Origin of the sequence: Cupriavidus taiwanensis (genome assembly GCF_900249755.1) — a bacterium.
GTDB lineage: Bacteria > Pseudomonadota > Gammaproteobacteria > Burkholderiales > Burkholderiaceae > Cupriavidus > Cupriavidus taiwanensis_D.
This window is the reverse complement of record NZ_LT976854.1, coordinates 125,651-142,574: the sequence shown is the minus strand read 5'-3', so window position 1 is coordinate 142,574 and position 16,924 is coordinate 125,651. Positions and strand designations below refer to the sequence as shown.

Genomic DNA, 16,924 nt, shown 5'->3' with positions numbered 1-16,924 from the left:
GGACATGGCGGTGCGTACTTGACGATCGTCATGCTTCGGCAAGGGTTCTTCCTGGTGCTGACTGGCTGTCGATGGCCACGAACCGCCCCAGGTGGAACGTCATGTCGCCGAGCAGGACATCGTTGGCGACCAGGCGACGCGCATAGTGGCTGATCGCGGTTTCATCCTGGAGACCCACCGCGCCATGCAACTGCAGGGCATCCAGCGCGATGGCGCGGCCCGCGCGGCCAGCCATCCACTTCGCGGCGCTGATGCGCTTGCCGCGCTCCGCCGGCGATGCCGTAAGCCAGCCAGCGGCAGCCTGCTGAACCAATGCGCGGGCATGGATCCAGTTGCGGAAATGCTCCACCACACGGTGCTGCAACGCCTGGTTGTCGGCCAGGCTACGTCCGAACTGCTTGCGGGTACGCATGTAGTCCACGGTAAGTGCCAGCGCCTTGCGCATCGCGCCCGTGCTTTCCGCGCACAGGCCGATCGTGACGCAGGCCAGCGCCTGCTCGATGATCGAGCTTGCCCGCTCCGGGCCAGCCACGCGCGCCGCGTGCGGCAGGCGCACATCCTGCAGCAACAGGTCCGCGGCACCGCGCCCGTCGTGCAGGCGATAGCGTTGCACGGTGACGCCTTGATCGCCGACGGCACAATCGAACAGGGCGATGCCGCCGGCCTCCAGACGCGCGCTCACCAGCGCGCGGTCGGCGCTGTCGCCGCCCAGCACAAGCATCTTGTTGCCGCGCAGGCGCCAGCCATCGCCGTCGCGGACCGCCGTTGCCGGTGCCCCGCGATCCGTGCCGGCAAAGGCAATGCGCGCCCCTTGCGCCAGCGCCTCGAGCGTGCGGGAGCGGCCTTCGAAGCCGGTGGCATCGAGCAGCAGCTGCATTGGCAGCACCGACGCCCACAACACCGGGTCCAGCACCAGCGCCTCGCCCAGCGCGCTCATTACCGGCAGCAGGTCATGCAGCGTGCCGCCGAAACCGCCATCGCGCTCGGGCAGCAGTAGCCGGCGCAACCCCATCTCGCCAAAGCCGCGCCAGAACGCGTCATCGGTGCCGCCAGGCGCGGCGAGGATCTCGCGGCGCCGCTCGAAGCCGTAGCATTGCGCGAGCAGCCGGCGCAGGCCATCGTCGAGCATGACCTGCTGCGCATCGAGGCACGCGGACTGCGGCAGTTCCAGCTCGGTCTGTCCGCCAAAGATGGCCTTGGCGACGATGCCACGCTGCACTTCCGAGGTGCCGCCGCCGAGCGTAATGCCCCGGTAGCGCCAGACTTGCATGGCAAGATTGCCGGCGTGCCCGGGCGCCAGTGGCGGGTCGCTGGGGATGCCTTGCACCGCTTGCGGGTCGAACACCAGCGCGTCGCTCCCCAACAGGTCCAGCTGCAGCTGGTGCAGGTCCTGCAGGACCTCATTGCCCTGGAGCTTCAGCAACGAGGACTCCAGCGCCGGCTCCTGTCCCTGCTCCACCGCATGCACGGCGGGCCACCACGCCGCTTCCAGCGCGCGGACGCGGATGTCGAGCTCGGCCAGCCGGCGAGCGTAGACGTCCTGCGTAGGCAACGACGTAACTGCCCGCTCCCTGCCGTCGACCATCTGGCGTGTCTGCTCCAGTTCGGCCCGGCATTCCGCCACGCGCGCCACGAACAGGCGCTCCGTGACGAGCAGGCCCTTGGCCACTGACCAGCCCGCGTTTTCCGCGCCCACCAGGTTGGCCACCGGCACCCACACCTCGTCGAAGAACATCTGCACGTGCAGCACGCCACCATGCATGAAGCGGATCGGCCGCACCGTGACGCCGGGCGATGCCAGCTCGACAAGCAGCACGGAAATGCCGTCCTGCTTGCGCTGGGTGTTCGATTCCGTGCGCGCCAGCACCAGCACCCAGTTGGCCCAATGGCCGTAGCTCTGCCAGATCTTGGTGCCGCTCAGCACGAAGCAGTCGCCGTCGCGGTACGCCGTGGTACGCAACGACGCGAGGTCCGAGCCGGCGTCCGGCTCGGAGTAGCCCTGGGCCCAGAAGTCGTCAAAGGACAGCATGCGCGGCAGGAAGCGGGCCTGCTGCTCGGCCGTGCCGTGGCGCATGATCGTCGGCCCGATGGTGTCGATGCCCAGGTTTTCGAAGCGCGGGGCATCGCACGCCGCGAGTTCTTCACGGAACACCGCCTGCTGCGCCAGAGTCCAGCCGGGGCCACCGTGCTCTCGCGGCCAGCCGGGTGCGGCCCAGCCCTGCTCGTGCAGGATGCGCTGCCAGCGCATGGCCTGTTCGCGCGTGACCAGGCAGTGGGCGCGCACCGCGGCCTGGATGTCTTCGGGCACGGCTCGTCCGAGGAACTGACGCACCTCGGCGCGAAAGGATTCGAGTTCGGTAGAGGAAAGATGTCTGGACATGGATGCGTTCCGAAATTCAGATCATTGGCCGCTGGCCGGCTTGCCCCAGTCGCAGGCGGGCGGCTCGCCCCTGGCAAAGCGCGCGGCGGCCTCGGTGTGACAGGGGGTCGAACCCGGCGACCGGCCCATCGATGCGCAGCGACGACTCGTCGAAATGGATGGCTTCAGCCACTATCGCCCTCCGGTCTTCAGCACGACCTTCAGTTCGCGCGCCAGCCGTTCCACGCGCTCGCGCTGCTGCGTGAAGTACGCCAGCGCCTCGGCCGCGGTACCGCCTTCGGTCTCGATGCCCAGTTCCAGCAGGGACTGCTTCACATCCGGCGCCTTCAGCGCTTCGTTGACCTGCTTGTTGAGCAGCGCAACCACCGCCGGCGGCGTCCCCGCCGGCGCCACCAGCATGAACCAGGGCGTCAGGCCGTCGATCTCGCGCGTCAGGCCCTGCTCCCCGCCGGTGGGTACGTCAGGCATCAGCGCCATGCGCTTTGGCTCGATCACCGCCAGCAAGCGCACATTGCCCCGCTCCACCAGCGGGCGGACCGAGGGGTATTCGAGCATCGCAAAATCGATCTCCCCGGCGGCCAATGCCACCGCCGTGGGCGCGTTGCCCTTGTAGGGCACGTCCACAGCCTGAACGCCAAGCGAGCGCATCAGGGCCAGCGCCGACAGGTGCGGATTGCTGCCGGTGCTGCCCTGGCCGAAACTCAGTTTGCCGCTGTTCGCCCTGGCATAAGCCACGAACTCCTGCACGTTCTTCACGGGAAGCGTGGCGCGCACCGCCAGATAGGAAGGCGCGCGCCCCAATACGGCGATCGGCACAAAGTCCTGGCCCGGCACGAATCCGAAGTTGTCGAACATCATTGGAAAGGCAGCCGTCACGGCGTTGGCGACGCCCAGCGTGTAGCCGTCGGCAGGCGCACGGATCACCGCTTCCATCGCGATCCGCGTGCCCGCACCAGGCCTGTTCTCGACGACGAAAGGCTTGCCCAGGCGCTCGCCCAGCCTGCTGGCGAGCTTTCGGGCCAGAATGTCAGTGCTGGCGCCGGCTTGCAAGCCAACCATCATCCTTACCGGACGCTCCGGATACCCGGCGAATGCAGGGGCGCTGGCCAGCGGCGCGAGCGCCAGCAACAAGGCGCAGGCGCGCATGGCGCAGGCGAGGGTCAAGCGGGGCAGGTTCATGGGCCGTCTCCTGGAGTTGTCCACGCATCCTGCACCCACCCGACCGTGCCGCCCCCAGGAACACTACGCGTGGCCAGCGCGCATTGCAGGTTCTGCGGGGCGTACTCCAGCAGCAATTGCAGGCCCTTCAGCACCCCAGCGCGCCAGAGATGATGCGCGTCATCCAGGATGATCACCATCTCCCTCGGGTGCGCGGCAAGCGCACGCACCAGGGAAATCACCAGCGCCTCGACCATCCCTTCCTGGCCGCTACGGCTGGCGAGCACAGCGGCGTCCTTCACCAGCACGGGATCCACCTTCTTCAGCGCGGTCAGCAGGACATCAAAGAAGTGCGTCGGATGGTCGTCCTCCGCGGCCAGCTGCAGCAAGCGCGGGCGCGCAACGACAGGCGCTGGGGTCTTCGCGCGGGCGCCAGGTCTGTCTTGCATCGATCGATCTGTCGCGGGATCAGACCTCACCGGAAGCGGACCGCTCAGGCGGCCTTGCTGCAAGCCCTGGCCAGCGACTCGATGACCATCGCCGTGTGCTCGCCGAGCGCCGGCAGCGCGCCGCCCGGCCTTGGCATCTGATCGATGCTGATCGGCAACGCGGGAAAGCACAGTTCGTGGCCGCCGGGCGTTGTCGCGGTGACGAGGCGCTCGGGCATATTGGTGCGGGCGTACTCCACCGCACCGTCGACGCTGCGCACCACGCCGCAAACCACGCCCGCGCTGGTCAGCTTCGCGCAAGCGGCGTCGGCACTCATGCCGGCGAGCGCCTCGGTCAGCGCCTCGCGCAGCGCCCCCCGGTTGGCCACGCGCGCGGCGTTGTCGCAAAAGCGCGGGTCGCTCGGCATGTCGGGGCGGTCCAGGCAATGGCAGAGCCGCGCAAAGTGGTCCTGGACATAGGCCGAGATGACGAGCTTGCCTTCGCCGGTATCGAGCACATCCGCGGCCGGTGCCATCGTGGCCTGCCCGTTGCCGCAGCGCGACGGCGCCTCTGCCGTGAGCTGGTATTCGGCCCAGGGGTGGGCGAGCATGTCCATGGCGACGTCGATCAGCGAGATGCGGATGTGCGCACCGTTGCCGCTGATCCCGCGCTGCACGAGCGCGGCAAGCACGGCCGTGGTCAGCGTGCGCGCCGCCATCAGATCGACCACCGTAAACCCGACCCGCGTCGGATCTGCGTGCGCGTCGCCGTTCAGTGCCATGATTCCGCTCTCGGCCTGCGCCGCGACGTCCAGCCCGGGGCGCGTGGCGTCCGCGCCGGCATCGCCGAATCCATTGACGGACGCATAGATCAGACGTGGCTGCACCGCGCGCAACTGCTCGGCGCCCAGGCCGAACTTCTCCATGACACCGGGACGCGCGTTCTGCAGCACGATGTCGGCCAACAGCGACAGTTCGCGCGCCGCGGCCAGGTCGGCCGGATTGCGCAGGTCGAGCACGACGGATTGCTTGCCGCGGTTGAACGCGCAGAACATCGGGCCGCAGTCGTCGGCAGACCAGCCCGCATGACGACTTGCGTCGCCGCCTGGCGGCTCGATCTTGACCACGCTGGCGCCCAGGTCGGCGAGCGTTTGGGCAGCCGCGGGAGCCGCGATGTACTGCCCGAACTCGATGACGCGCAATCCTTGCAGGGGGAGAGAGATGGACATGTTCACTGGAAGATGAGGTGTGCCGCGAAGAACGGCTGGCTCGAAATCGTCGTCATTCGGTCACTGACAAACCGGCCGTCTGCACCAGTTGCTTCTCCACCAGCGTGCGCGCCTGCGCCCACTGGCGGTAGTCCGCCGCTGACCTGTACAGTGCATACATCCCGAGACGGGTCGTCAGCGCGTCATACTCTGTGCTCTGCATCACCTTGCGGAAGGCGCTCTGGACGCGCTCGACTACTGCGGGGTCCATACCCTTTGGCCCGACGATGCCGATGTAGGACGGCGCGGTGACCTGGTATCCGGCCTCGATGGCGGTCGGCACGCCCGGATCGAGCTTCATGCGCTGCGCGCTGAGTACGCTCAGGATGCGCGCCTTGCCGTCGAGCTTGGCGACTTCCGAATACGGCAGGCAGGCAGCGTCGATGCCGCCCGTGTTGAGCAGGCTGACGGTAGCATCCGGCGCGCCCTTGAACGGCACGTGCACCATCCGCACGCCGGCCTGGCGGGTGAGTTCGGTCATCGCCAGATGCGGCGTGCCGCCCATTCCGGTCGTCCCGTACGACACCGTGCCCGGCCTGGCTCGCGCCGCGTCGATCATGTCCTTGAGCGAGTGCCATGGCGACCCGGCCGGCACCGCGACCACATGCTCCGCGTCCGCCAATCCGATCACGTAGGTGAAATCGCCCACCGGATCGATCTTGCCTTTCATCAGATACGGTACGCGCAACAGGTTCTGGCTCGCCTGGAGCAGGGTGTAGCCGTCCGGCGCAGCATTCGCCACCGCCCGCGCACCGATCATCGACATGCCGCCGGGCCGGTTGTCGATGACGACCGACTGCCCGAGTTCCTTCTCTGCCAGCCGCGCGGTGCCGCGCATGTGCGCGTCGAGCAAGCCGCCAGCCTGGAAGGTCACGACGATGGTGATGGGCCGCGACGGATACGCGGCCTCAGCCTGCGCACCAAGCGCCGCAAGGGCCAGCGTCATGCCGGCCGCGAGCTTTCCTGCCACGATTCCAAACATCCCTGGTCTCCTCCGTTGTGTTTTTTCTGCCGGGGGTCGTGCCCCGGCCAGAGCACGACGACTTGCGGGTGCCATCCAACAGTGGCTGCGTCGAACGCATCGGTCAACTTTGGTTTCGCACAGCGGAACCGCTTGGCGATGGCATTGACATTTCTGGCTGCCGGGCAATAGCGGCCATCAGGATCAGGAATGTGGCAATGCAGTCCTCCGGAATGCTTCGAAGCGCGAAAAAAAACCGCTCCAAGGAGCGGTCTCTGTTCACGCAAGCGGGCACGCAGCCCGCCCCCGGTCAGTCGTCCAGCAGCGACAGGTCACGCACCGCGCCCTTGTCCGCCGACATCACCAGCTTCGCATACGCCTTCAGCGCCGCCGACACCTTGCGCGGCCGCGGCTTCGCGGGCTTCCAGCCCTTGGCGTTCTGCAACTCGCGGCGGCGCGCCAGTTCTTCATCGGACACCAGCACATTGATCGTGCGGTTGGGAATGTCGATGCGGATCTTGTCGCCGTCCTGCACCAGGCCGATGGCGCCGCCGGCCGCGGCTTCGGGCGAGCAGTGGCCGATGGACAGGCCCGAGGTGCCGCCGGAGAAGCGGCCGTCGGTCAGCAGCGCGCAGGCCTTGCCCAGGCCCTTGGACTTGATGTAGCTGGTGGGGTAGAGCATTTCCTGCATGCCCGGGCCGCCCTTCGGGCCTTCGTAGCGCACGATCACCACGTCGCCGGCCTTGACCCTGTCGCTGAGGATGTTCTCGACCGCTTCGTCCTGCGATTCGGTGACGTGGGCGGTGCCCTCGAACACCAGGATGCTCTCGTCCACGCCGGCGGTCTTCACCACGCAGCCGTCGAGCGCGATGTTGCCGGTCAGCACCGCCAGGCCGCCTTCCTTGGAGAAGGCGTGCTCGTAGGAGCGGATGCAGCCCTCGGCGCGGTCCAGGTCCAGGCTGGGCCAGCGCGTGTTCTGGCTGAACGCGACCTGCGTGGGAACGCCGGCCGGGCCGGCCAGGTAGAACTGCTTGACGGCTTCGTCCTGGGTGCGGCTGATGTCCCACTGCTCCAGCGCGTCCTTGAGCGTGGGGGCATGCACCGTGGGCACGTCGGTGTGCAGCTTGCCGGCGCGCTCCAGCTCGCCCAGGATGGCCATGATGCCGCCGGCGCGGTGGACATCCTCGATGTGGTACTTGTTGGTGTTGGGCGCGACCTTGCACAGCTGCGGCACGACCCGCGACAGGCGGTCGATGTCGGTCATGTCGAAGTCGATCTCCGCCTCGCGCGCGATCGCCAGCAGGTGCAGGATGGTGTTGGTCGAGCCGCCCATGGCGATGTCCAGCGTCATGGCGTTCTCGAACGCCTTGAAGCCCACCGCGCGCGGCAGCACGCTGGCGTCTTCCTGCTCGTAGTACTGGCGCGCCAGTTCCACGATGCGGCGGCCGGCCCGCTTGAACAGCTGCTCGCGGTCCGCGTGCGTGGCCACCACGGTGCCGTTGCCCGGCAGCGACAGGCCCAGCGCCTCGGTCAGGCAGTTCATGGAATTGGCGGTGAACATGCCGGAGCACGAGCCGCAGGTCGGGCAGGCGGAACGCTCCACCTCGGCCACGTCGGCGTCGGAGTATGCGCTGTCGGCGGCAATCACCATGGCGTCGACCAGGTCCAGCTTCTTGAACTCCATGGCCTTGGTGACGGGGTTGGCCAGGCGCGTCTTGCCGGCTTCCATCGGCCCGCCCGAGACGAAGATCACCGGGATGTTCAGGCGCATCGCGGCCATCAGCATGCCCGGGGTGATCTTGTCGCAGTTGGAGATGCACACCATGGCGTCGGCGCAGTGCGCGTTGACCATGTATTCGACCGAGTCGGCGATGATGTCGCGGCTGGGCAGCGAATACAGCATGCCGTCATGGCCCATGGCGATGCCGTCGTCGACCGCGATGGTGTTGAACTCCTTGGCCACGCCGCCCGCGGCCTCGATCTCGCGCGCGACCAGCTGGCCCAGGTCCTTCAGGTGCACGTGCCCCGGCACGAACTGCGTGAAGGAATTGACCACGGCAATGATGGGCTTGGAGAAATCTTCGTCTTTCATGCCGGTGGCGCGCCACAGCGAGCGCGCCCCCGCCATGTTGCGGCCGGCGGTGGAGGTTTTGGAACGGTATGTGGGCATGGTCTTGCTTTAGAAGTATCGCGGTAGGAAGCGGGCCGCGGGAATAAGGGCCCTGGCATGCCCGTGCGAACAACCTCTTGAGCTGCGCCGTGGGCAAAGCCGCAATTATCCCACACCCGGACGGACGGGATCTTCCCCCGGCGCGGCGCCCGCGCAGGCCGCCGCAATGTTCGGGCGGCCACCATGCGCGCGCGCCGCCGGCCCCCGATGCCCTTGCGCGATTGCCGATTCGGGGAAATGCTTGCGCTTATGTCACCTGCGCGGAGCTACGTCATGGACACATCAAGCGAACTGCAAGCCACCGTGGACGCCCTGGCACAGCCGGGCAAGGGCCTGTTGGCCGCCGACGAGAGCGGCCCGACCATCGCCAAGCGCTTCGAGCGCATCGGCGTGGAATCGAGCGAAGAAAACCGACGCGCGTGGCGCAACCTGCTCTTGAGTACGCCGGGCCTGGGCGACTACATCAGCGGCGTGATCCTTTACGAAGAAACCCTGGGGCAGCGCGCAGACGACGGCACGCCCCTGCCGGAACTGGCCGCGCGCCAGGGCATCGTGCCGGGGATCAAGGTCGACAAGGGCAAGCTTGCGCTGGCGCTCGCCCCCGGCGATGAAATCACAGAGGGCCTCGACGGGCTGGCCAAGCGGCTGGCCGGTTACCGGCAACAGGGCGCGCGCTTTGCCAAGTGGCGTGCGGTCTACAACGTGTCGGACACGCTGCCCGGACGCGCCGCCGTGCAGGCCAATGCCGAAGCGCTGGCCCGCTACGCGGCCATCTGCCAGCAGGCCGGCGTGGTGCCCATCGTCGAGCCCGAAGTGCTGATGGACGGCGCCCACACCATGGCCCGCTGCGCCCAGGTGACCGAAGCCGTGCTGCATGAAGTCTTCCACGCCCTGCACCGCCACGCGGTGGTGCTGGAACACATGCTGCTCAAGCCCAGCATGGTGCTGCCCGGCAAGGATGCCGGCCACGCGCCGCCGTCGGAAGTCGCCATGCAGACCGTGCAGGTGCTCAGGCGCACCGTGCCGGCGGCGGTGCCGGGCATCTTCTTCCTGTCCGGCGGACAAACCCCGGCCGAGGCCACCGCCAACCTCGACGCCATGAACCGCCTGGCGCCGCTGCCGTGGCGGCTGTCCTTCTCGTACGGGCGCGCGCTGCAGGAGCCGCCGCTGCTGGCCTGGCGCGGCGAGCCAGGCAACACCGCGGCGGCGCAGCAGGCGCTGCTGCTGCGGTCGCGGCTGAACGGGCTGGCTTGCCTGGGGGAATATGACGCGGCGCTGGAGAGTGGCGCGGGCTAGGCCATCACTGGATTGGCGGCACGGCGCCCAGTTTCTCGGCCAGCATCCGCTCGTAAACGCCGAAGTGCCGGTCGACGTCGTACTGACTGACCACGACGACATCCATGCGGACCTGCTCGGGCGCCAGGCCGAACATCGTGGCCAATGCCACTTCCAGGTGGGGGGCGGCCGCCTTGTCCTTCTCGAAGGTCGTGCCGACGCTGATCACATAGGCTTTTTCGCCTTGCGCCGTGACCTCGACCAGGCGCGCGCCCGCGCTGAGGTTGTTCTCAATGGCAATCCTGGACAGCTCCGCGACACTGCGGGTGCGTTCGGTGGGAAAACCGCGCGCGCACTTCAGCTTTACCCGGTGTTTTCCCAGCGTCAACCACTCAGAATCGAACTCCATCGATGCCTCCATTCCGGCTTACGTTGCCGCGAAAATAGGGGCCGCGTCCGGGGATTTCAAGAAGGCCTTGCGCAACCGATTTGCCGCGGCATGCGCGTGTGCTGGCACGTGCGCGGACTGGTTTTTTATTGCTAACCGCGCGGCACCGGCGTCGATTTCAACGTCGCGACTGCCGGAGCAAAAATAAAATAGTATGCGGGCACGCGGATTTCAAGGGGGGTCCGGCGCCGGTCAAAGGCAGCTTTGCGCCCAGTGTGTGCGTCCACCCCGATCGCGATTAGCATGCGCCAATATCCACGCCATCGCTGCGCTGGCAGAACCAGGACCTATTGATGATCACCGCACACGTTTTCATTGCCACCAGCCTTGACGGCTTCATCGCCCGGCCCGATGGCGACATCGGCTGGCTGCTGGAGCGCGATGACCCCGCAGAAGACCATGGCTACACGGACTTCATCGCCGACAAGGATGCGATCGTGATGGGCCGTGGCAGCTATGAAAAAGTCGTCACGATGGGCGATTGGCCCTACGACCGTCCGGTGCTGGTGCTGTCCCGGCAACTGGCCGGCACGCCGGTGCCCGACATATTGCGGGGCAAGGTGCGCTTCTCCGACGCCACGCCACAGGACGCGCTGGCGCAACTAGAGGCGGAAGGCGTGCGGCGCGTTTATGTCGATGGCGGGCAGGTGGTGCAGTCGTTCCTTCGCGAAGGATGGATTGCCGACATGGTGGTCACGACGGTGCCGGTGCTGATTGGTGCGGGCCGTCCTCTGTTCGGTGCGCTCCCGCGCGACGTGAGCCTGAAGCTTGAATCCAGCCGGCACTTTCCGTCGGGGCTGGTGCAGTCGGCTTATCGGGTGCTGCGCTGAGCGGGGCCGGGCTTGGTCGAGATCGGGCGGCAATCAGGCCGCCTGGCAGATGCTGTTCGCGGGAGCGCCCGTAAGCCGAAGAATCAGTCCCCGGCTTCCGCCCTCACCCCCCTTACAGATACTTAAACAGATTCATCCCCTGAATCTGCATAAACGACTGCTGCGCCCCCTGCAGCGCCATCTGCCGCTGGTAATACTCGGTGATCGCCTTCGCGTAATCCAGGTCCTGCAGCCCCGACAACGTCTGCGAATACGTCAGGTCCCGGTTCGTCCCCACGTCATCCAGCGCATCCAGCTCATTCATGCGCGAACCCACCGACGCGCGCACGGTCAGCACGTTGTCGAGCGAGTTGGAGAACTGGCGCACCGCGGTCGACAGCACGTTGCCCAGGTTGGCGCGGTCGTTCTCGGTCGCGGCGGGCTTGCGCAGCGTGTCGATCACGGTCTGCAGGTTGGCGAACATGTCGGTGCCGGCCTCGCTGGCGGGCTGCATGGTCAGGGTGTCGCCGGCCTTGGGGGCGCCGGTGACGTTGAAGGTGATGCCCGCGACTTCGATCTGCGCCGGCGAGGTGTAGGGCAACGGGCCGGTCACCACCGGTGCGGGGGTGACCGAGGTGTCGGTGATGGTGTATTCGATCTGGCCGCCGGCGTTGGCGGTGAACGACATCTGCAGCGCGTGGCCGAACAGCGGGTCGCTCGGGTCGGTGGTGGAGACCGTGCCGAAGGTGGCGGTGCCGGTATTGGCGGGGTTGCCCTTGATCACATAGCCGGCGCCGCCGGTCACGCTCATGAAGACCTCGCGGCCGGTGTTGCCGGCGGGCATCTGGCGCGCCACGTCGACCTGCAGCAGTTGCTGGCCGTTGTCGCCGATGTAGTTGCCGGCGCCGGCGCTCTGCGTGAACGGGGCGCTGCCCGAGCGGGTGCCGCCGAACAGGAACTGGCCGTTGCCGTCGTCGGAGTTGGCCAGGCTCAGCAGCTGGTTGTACAGGCCTTCCAGCGCGGTTGCCAGCGAGCCGCGGTCGGCGTCGCTCATGGTGCCGTTGCCGGCCTGCACCAGCATGGTCTGGATGTTCTGCGTGATGGTGGTGACTGACTGCAGCGCGTTCTCTTCCGCGGCCAGCGCGATATTGGCCTGGTTGCGGGAGGTGGCGTACTGCCCGTTGACGGCCTGCGCCTGGCTCACGCCCAGCGCGCGGGTGGCGCCGACGGGGTCGTCCGACGGGGTCAGGATGGAGCGGCCGGTGCCGAGCTGCTGCTGGATATGCATCAGCGCGCCCTGCTGGTAGTTCATCGAAGCCAGGCCTTGCTGGTACAGGGTGGAGCTTGCAACGCGCATATTGGTTTACCTCTTCTGACGCGGTTGGCTGCGGCGCTTAGCGGCCGATGCCGATGATGGTGTCGAACAGCGTGCCGGCGGTCTGGATCACGCGCGCATTGGCCTGGTACAGCTGCTGGAAGCGCAGCATCGACACGGTTTCCTCGTCCATGTTGACGCCGGACACCGACTGCTGCGCGGTCTTGATCTGCGTGGTGATGCTGTCCTGCGACGCCGACGCGATCTTGACCGACTTGGCGCGCGTGCCGACATCGTTGACCAGCTGTGCGTAGGCTTCGCTGAAGCTGGACACGCCACCGATGGTCTTGGCGTTCTGCAGCTTGGCCAGCGCCAGCATGTTGCCGTTGTCCTTGACCGCGCCGGCGTTGCTGCCCAGCGTGAAGCTGTCGCCGGCAGCGGGCGTGCCGCCGAAGCTGAAGGTCAGGCCGTTCAGGGTGAAGTCGGTGTTGCTGCCGTTGGGCACGCCCACCGGCGGCGGCGCCATGGCCACGCCGCCGACCTTGAAGACGTAGCTGGTGCCGTCGAACTCTGCGGTGATCTTGCCGGCCGGCGGCGAGAACCCGGGCGCGACCTTGCTCAGCGACGCGGTGGCGCTGCCCTTGTTGCCGGTGCTCGCCTCGACGTAGGCCGGCGATGCCGCCGCGATCTTCGCGGGATCGCTGATCGCCATGTCGAAGCCGGTGGCGGCGTTGCGGGTGGGCTGGATCGTGAACGAATCGTTGGTGCCCATCGCCGCGTTGATCTCGACGGTGAAGCCGTCGGCGCTGAATTGCAGCGGATAGGTGGCGCCGCCGGCGGGCACGGGCGCGGCCACCTGCTGGTTGTCGGACAGGCGCGTCAGCGTGTAGTTGGTGCCGTCGAAATGCAGCGTGTAGTCGCTGGTGGTCAGCGCCGAGGCATTGTCGATGGTGGCGGTGGCCACCGTGGTCTTGATGGTGTTGTTGGCGTTGGGCAGGGTGGTGGCGCCGCCCAGCTTGAACATGTCGGTGCCGGGGGCGCCGTTCAGGTCGATGCCGAGCTGGTGCTGCGCATTGAAGCTCGCGCCGATCGCCAGCGACAGGCGGCCGATCGCGCTTTGCGCCGGGTCCAGGGTTTCGGTGCGGAACTGCAGCAGGCCGCCCAGCGAGCCGCCGGTGATCGCGCCCGGCTCGCTTTCGATCACGGCGCCGGTGGGCAGCGTGTACGCCACCACGGTGCGGTTGGGATCGGCCGCCGACGCCACCGCCTTCAGTTCATAGGCGTCATTGCCCATCACCAGCGGCTGGCCGTTGCCGACGAAGACGTTGTAGGTGCCGCTGTCTTGCACCACCACTTTGGCGCCGACCAGCTTGGTCAGCTCGGCCACGGCCTGGTCGCGCTGGTCCAGCAGGTCGTTGGGCGGCTGGCCGCCGGAGGCTGCCTTCAGGCGCGTGATCTCCTGGTTCAGGTTGGCAATCTGTTTGGTGTACGCGTTGACCTGCGTGACGGCGGTGCCGACCTGTTCGTTGACGCCGGACTGCAGCTGCTTGAAGTAGTTGCTGGCCGAGCGCACCTGGCCCACCAGTGCCTGGCCCGCCGACAGCATGCCCTGGCGCGCGGCCGGATCGGCCGGGGTATCGGCCACGGCCTGCACCGCGGCAAAGAACTTCTGCATCAGCGGCGCCAGGCCGCCCTTCTGGTCGGCCAGCAGGTTGTCGATCTGGCTGATCTGGTCGGAGTACATCGCCAGCGACGCGCTGGTCGAGGTGGCGCCGCGCAGCTGGCCGGTCAGGAACTCGTCATAGACGCGGATCACCGTGGTGGTGTTCGAGCCGAAGCCGTAGAAGCCCTGGCTGGTGTACTGGCCGCCGGCAGACGCGACGATGGTGTTCTGGCGCGAGTAGCCTTCGGTTGCCGAGTTGGCAAAGTTATGGCCCGTCGTCGTCAGCGCGTTCTGCGCGGTGTTCAGGCCGGAGAGGCCAATACTGAAGAGAGACATGGTGCTCTGATCCCGGAATTTTTGGACTGCCGCGCGGGGCGGCGGTGTGGTATGTGGGAGTTATCGGCTGTTGGGCGGCGGGACTTTAGGCTGGGAGGGGTTGAAACGCACTGTCCTCGATTGCGGCGCTGGTTTGCACCCCTCTCCCGCTTGCGGGAGAGGGGCAGGGGGAGAGGGCCGGCGCTGGCCATTGCGATGGCCTTCACTTCGTTGATGCTCCCCGCCCTCACCCCGACCCTCTCCCGCAAGCGGGAGAGGGAGTACACAAGCGGGAATTGGATAGTTCGAGGCAATGATCTCGCTGCTGGTTTGCTCCCCTCTCCCGCTTGCGGGAGAGGGGCCGGGGGTGAGGGCCGGCGCTTGCCATTGCGATGGCCTTCGCTTCGTTGACGCTCCCCGCCCTCACCCCGACCCTCTCCCGCAAGCGGGAGAGGGAGTACACAAGCGGGAATTGGAAGGCCTGAGGCGCTGATGACGCCGCTGTGCTGCAACTAGCGCCCGCGCCCTACGCCGCCACCTTCTTCATGATCTTCACCAGCTTGTGCCCATACGCCGGATCCGTGGCATACCCAGCGCGCTGCAAGCCGTGCGCCGCGTCTTCGGCCGATGCCGCGCTGACCACGCCCGCGTAGCGCGGGTTGTTTGTCAGCAGGCGCGCGTAGTCAGCGCAGGCTTCGTCGTACGAGCCGTAGGCGCGGAACTTCGCGCGCACCTTCTGCGGCTGGCCGTCGATATATTCCGTGGTGGTGATTTCCGCGACGCGGCCCTTCCAGCTCGGGCCGGCCTTGATGCCGAACACGTTGAACGTGGTCGAGCCGTCGGCGTGCGTGATTTCGCGCTGGCCCCAGCCGGATTCCAGCGCGGCCTGGCCGACGATCAGACGTGCCGGCACGCCGCTGGCGCGCGAAGCGGCTTCGGCGGGGCCGGCCATGCGGGCGACGAAGGCGCTGACGTGGACCGGGGCGTCGTCGGGCAGGCGGCCCAGCCGGTCCTCGCCCTGGCTGCGATCCGCGTAGGACTGGGGCTGGTACTGGCGCAGGCCCGCGGTGGGGTTCCAGTGCTGCCCAGCGACAGTAGTGCCGATGGCGGGCAAGTCAGCCTGTTCGCCCGCGTCGGCGGGCATGGCGCCGGCGCCCCGGCTGTCGAGCAGCCGGGCCAGCTCGGCATCGGCGGCCTTGCCGGCCTCGGCCGGCGTCAGTGCGTTCATGCCGGAGGGCATCGCGGTGCCGGTGGCGCGCGCCAGCTGGCGCACCATCACGTCGGCCAGGCCGATCCCGCGCGACGACATCTGCTGCGCCAGCTGCTGGTCCATCATCGACATATAGAGCTTGCTCTGCTCGTTGTCGAACAGGCCGTCCTGCGGCGTGGCATCGCGCATGCTCTTGAGCACCATCTGCGTGAACACCGCCTCGAACTGCTTCGCGACGGCGTGCAGCGTATTGGCGTCGGCGCCGCCGCGCGCGCTGTGCTTGAGCGCCTCGAAGCCCTGCGTGTCCAGCGCGAAGCGCTGGGTCAGGTCCGCGCCCTGCGGCGGCAGCGCGCCGCCGTTGATCCCGCTGCTCATGGTCAGATCACTTCCAGCTCGGCGCGCAGCGCACCGGCTGCGCGCATCGCTTCCAGGATGGTCTGCAGGTCGGCCGGGGTCGCGCCCAGCGCGTTCAGCCCCTTGACCACGGCGGCCAGCGAGGCGCCCGCCTTGACGATCTGCAGCGAGCCGCCCTGCTGCTTCATGTCGATCTGCGACACCGGCGCCACCACGGTCTGGCCGCCGCTGAACGGTGCGGGCTGGCTGATCACCGGCTGCGTGTTGATCACCACCGACAGGTTGCCGTGCGCCACCGCGCAGTCATCCACGGTGACGGCCTGGTTCATCACGATGGAACCGGTGCGGGCGTTCAGGATCACCTTGGCGGCGGCCCTGGCCGGGGTCACGTCGATATTCTCGATGCGGGCCAGGAAGCCCACGCGCGCCGCCGGCGAGGCCGGCGCGCGCACCTGCACCACGCGCCCGTCCAGCGCCGCGGCGACGCCGCCGCCCATGTTGCGGTTGATGGCTTCGACCACGCGCTCGGCGGTGCCGAAGTCCGTATCCTTCAGTTCCAGGTTGAGCACGCCGCCGTCGGGCTGGAACGGCGCGACCGCGCGCTCGACGATGGCGCCGTTGGCGATGCGCCCCACCGCCAGCTGGTTGATCTGCACCTTGCTGCCGTTGGCCGACGCGCCCGCGCCGCCCACCAGCATATTGCCCTGCGCGATGGCATAGACCTGGCCGTCGGCGCCCTTCAGCGGGGTCATCAGCAGCGTGCCGCCGCGCAGGCTCTTGGCATTGCCCATCGACGACACCACCACGTCGAGCTGGCTGCCGGGCTGCGCGAACGCGGGCAGCGACGCGGTCACCATCACCGCCGCGACGTTCTTGAGCTGCATGTTCTTGCCGGCCGGCAGCGTGATCCCCAGCTGCGACAGCATGTTGGTCAGGCTCTGCGTGGTGAACGGAGTCTGCATGGTCTGGTCGCCGGTGTTGTCCAGCCCCACCACCAGGCCGTAGCCGACCAGCGGGTTCTCGCGCACGCCCTGGAAGGTGGCCAGGTTTTTCAGGCGTTCGGCCTTGGCGCTGGTGGCAAAGGCACCGAAGGCCACGCCCAGCGCCAGGCTGACCATGGTCAGCCGCAGCAGGCGGGACAGGAAACGAGCGAGCATCTGGGCAGACATG

13 protein-coding genes are annotated in these 16,924 nt (G+C 67.7%); 2 read left to right on the top strand and 11 right to left on the bottom strand.

Going from position 1 to position 16,924, the window contains the following annotated elements; genetic code table 11:
• Positions 1–28: 28 nt before the first annotated feature.
• From CBM2594_RS16520 to ilvD, 6 genes are all read right to left on the bottom strand, one after another.
• On the bottom strand, positions 29–2,380 hold the full coding sequence (locus CBM2594_RS16520) for an acyl-CoA dehydrogenase family protein (protein ID WP_116357918.1): 2,352 nt from the start codon (positions 2,378–2,380) through the stop codon (positions 29–31).
• A 171-nt stretch (positions 2,381–2,551) separates the two neighbouring features.
• A complete protein-coding gene (locus CBM2594_RS16515; protein WP_116357917.1) occupies positions 2,552–3,559 on the bottom strand; it encodes a Bug family tripartite tricarboxylate transporter substrate binding protein in 1,008 nt (335 codons plus the stop codon).
• Positions 3,556–3,927, bottom strand: a complete 372-nt coding sequence (locus CBM2594_RS16510) for a hypothetical protein (protein ID WP_116357916.1) — start codon at positions 3,925–3,927, stop codon at positions 3,556–3,558. Before CBM2594_RS16510 ends, CBM2594_RS16515 begins: the two co-directional genes overlap by 4 nt.
• 104 nt (positions 3,928–4,031) lie before the next feature.
• Positions 4,032–5,195, bottom strand: a complete 1,164-nt coding sequence (locus tag CBM2594_RS16505) for a CaiB/BaiF CoA transferase family protein (RefSeq protein WP_116357915.1) — start codon at positions 5,193–5,195, stop codon at positions 4,032–4,034.
• Between the two features lie 52 nt (positions 5,196–5,247).
• Complete coding sequence (locus tag CBM2594_RS16500; protein ID WP_198048159.1) at positions 5,248–6,216, bottom strand: tripartite tricarboxylate transporter substrate binding protein; 969 nt, start codon at positions 6,214–6,216, stop codon at positions 5,248–5,250.
• A 289-nt stretch (positions 6,217–6,505) separates the two neighbouring features.
• Positions 6,506–8,365 (bottom strand): dihydroxy-acid dehydratase, encoded by a 1,860-nt coding sequence (gene ilvD / locus CBM2594_RS16495; protein WP_116357913.1) that lies wholly within the window; start codon positions 8,363–8,365, stop codon positions 6,506–6,508.
• A 273-nt stretch (positions 8,366–8,638) separates the two neighbouring features.
• Between ilvD and CBM2594_RS16490 the strand changes: the two genes are divergently transcribed.
• Complete coding sequence (locus tag CBM2594_RS16490; RefSeq protein WP_116357912.1) at positions 8,639–9,661, top strand: class I fructose-bisphosphate aldolase; 1,023 nt, start codon at positions 8,639–8,641, stop codon at positions 9,659–9,661.
• A gap of 4 nt (positions 9,662–9,665) precedes the next feature.
• On the opposite strand, the gene CBM2594_RS16485 is transcribed toward CBM2594_RS16490, so the two are convergent.
• Positions 9,666–10,049, bottom strand: a complete 384-nt coding sequence (locus CBM2594_RS16485) for a hypothetical protein (protein ID WP_116359647.1) — start codon at positions 10,047–10,049, stop codon at positions 9,666–9,668.
• Between the two features lie 332 nt (positions 10,050–10,381).
• On the opposite strand from CBM2594_RS16485, the gene CBM2594_RS16480 reads away from it, so the two are divergent.
• A complete protein-coding gene (locus CBM2594_RS16480) occupies positions 10,382–10,918 on the top strand; it encodes a dihydrofolate reductase family protein (RefSeq protein ID WP_116357911.1) in 537 nt (178 codons plus the stop codon).
• A 112-nt stretch (positions 10,919–11,030) separates the two neighbouring features.
• Here CBM2594_RS16480 and flgL read toward each other — a convergent pair whose 3' ends face one another.
• From flgL to CBM2594_RS16460, 4 genes are all read right to left on the bottom strand, one after another.
• Positions 11,031–12,254 (bottom strand): flagellar hook-associated protein FlgL, encoded by a 1,224-nt coding sequence (gene flgL / locus CBM2594_RS16475; RefSeq protein ID WP_116357910.1) that lies wholly within the window; start codon positions 12,252–12,254, stop codon positions 11,031–11,033.
• Between the two features lie 37 nt (positions 12,255–12,291).
• Positions 12,292–14,211, bottom strand: a complete 1,920-nt coding sequence (gene flgK / locus CBM2594_RS16470; protein WP_116357909.1) for a flagellar hook-associated protein FlgK — start codon at positions 14,209–14,211, stop codon at positions 12,292–12,294.
• A 505-nt stretch (positions 14,212–14,716) separates the two neighbouring features.
• Positions 14,717–15,775 (bottom strand): flagellar assembly peptidoglycan hydrolase FlgJ, encoded by a 1,059-nt coding sequence (gene flgJ, locus CBM2594_RS16465; RefSeq protein ID WP_116357908.1) that lies wholly within the window; start codon positions 15,773–15,775, stop codon positions 14,717–14,719.
• A 2-nt stretch (positions 15,776–15,777) separates the two neighbouring features.
• The gene (locus tag CBM2594_RS16460; RefSeq protein ID WP_284497076.1) at positions 15,778–16,923 is read right to left on the bottom strand and encodes a flagellar basal body P-ring protein FlgI; all 1,146 of its coding nucleotides are present in this window, start codon (positions 16,921–16,923) and stop codon (positions 15,778–15,780) included.
• Position 16,924 lies beyond the last annotated feature (1 nt).

Bases quoted from the DNA above. Each gene is read 5' to 3' on its own strand.
- CBM2594_RS16520 (WP_116357918.1), bottom strand. From the start codon at position 2,380: ATGTCCAGACATCTTTCCTCTACCGAACTCGAATCCTTTCGCGCCGAG.
- CBM2594_RS16515 (WP_116357917.1), bottom strand. From the start codon at position 3,559: ATGAACCTGCCCCGCTTGACCCTCGCCTGCGCCATGCGCGCCTGCGCC.
- CBM2594_RS16505 (WP_116357915.1), bottom strand. From the start codon at position 5,195: ATGTCCATCTCTCTCCCCCTGCAAGGATTGCGCGTCATCGAGTTCGGG.
- CBM2594_RS16500 (WP_198048159.1), bottom strand. From the start codon at position 6,216: ATGTTTGGAATCGTGGCAGGAAAGCTCGCGGCCGGCATGACGCTGGCC.
- ilvD (WP_116357913.1), bottom strand. From the start codon at position 8,365: ATGCCCACATACCGTTCCAAAACCTCCACCGCCGGCCGCAACATGGCG.
- CBM2594_RS16490 (WP_116357912.1), top strand. From the start codon at position 8,639: ATGGACACATCAAGCGAACTGCAAGCCACCGTGGACGCCCTGGCACAG.
- CBM2594_RS16485 (WP_116359647.1), bottom strand. From the start codon at position 10,049: ATGGAGTTCGATTCTGAGTGGTTGACGCTGGGAAAACACCGGGTAAAG.
- CBM2594_RS16480 (WP_116357911.1), top strand. From the start codon at position 10,382: ATGATCACCGCACACGTTTTCATTGCCACCAGCCTTGACGGCTTCATC.
- flgL (WP_116357910.1), bottom strand. From the start codon at position 12,254: ATGCGCGTTGCAAGCTCCACCCTGTACCAGCAAGGCCTGGCTTCGATG.
- flgK (WP_116357909.1), bottom strand. From the start codon at position 14,211: ATGTCTCTCTTCAGTATTGGCCTCTCCGGCCTGAACACCGCGCAGAAC.
- flgJ (WP_116357908.1), bottom strand. From the start codon at position 15,775: ATGAGCAGCGGGATCAACGGCGGCGCGCTGCCGCCGCAGGGCGCGGAC.
- CBM2594_RS16460 (WP_284497076.1), bottom strand. From the start codon at position 16,923: ATGTCTGCCCAGATGCTCGCTCGTTTCCTGTCCCGCCTGCTGCGGCTG.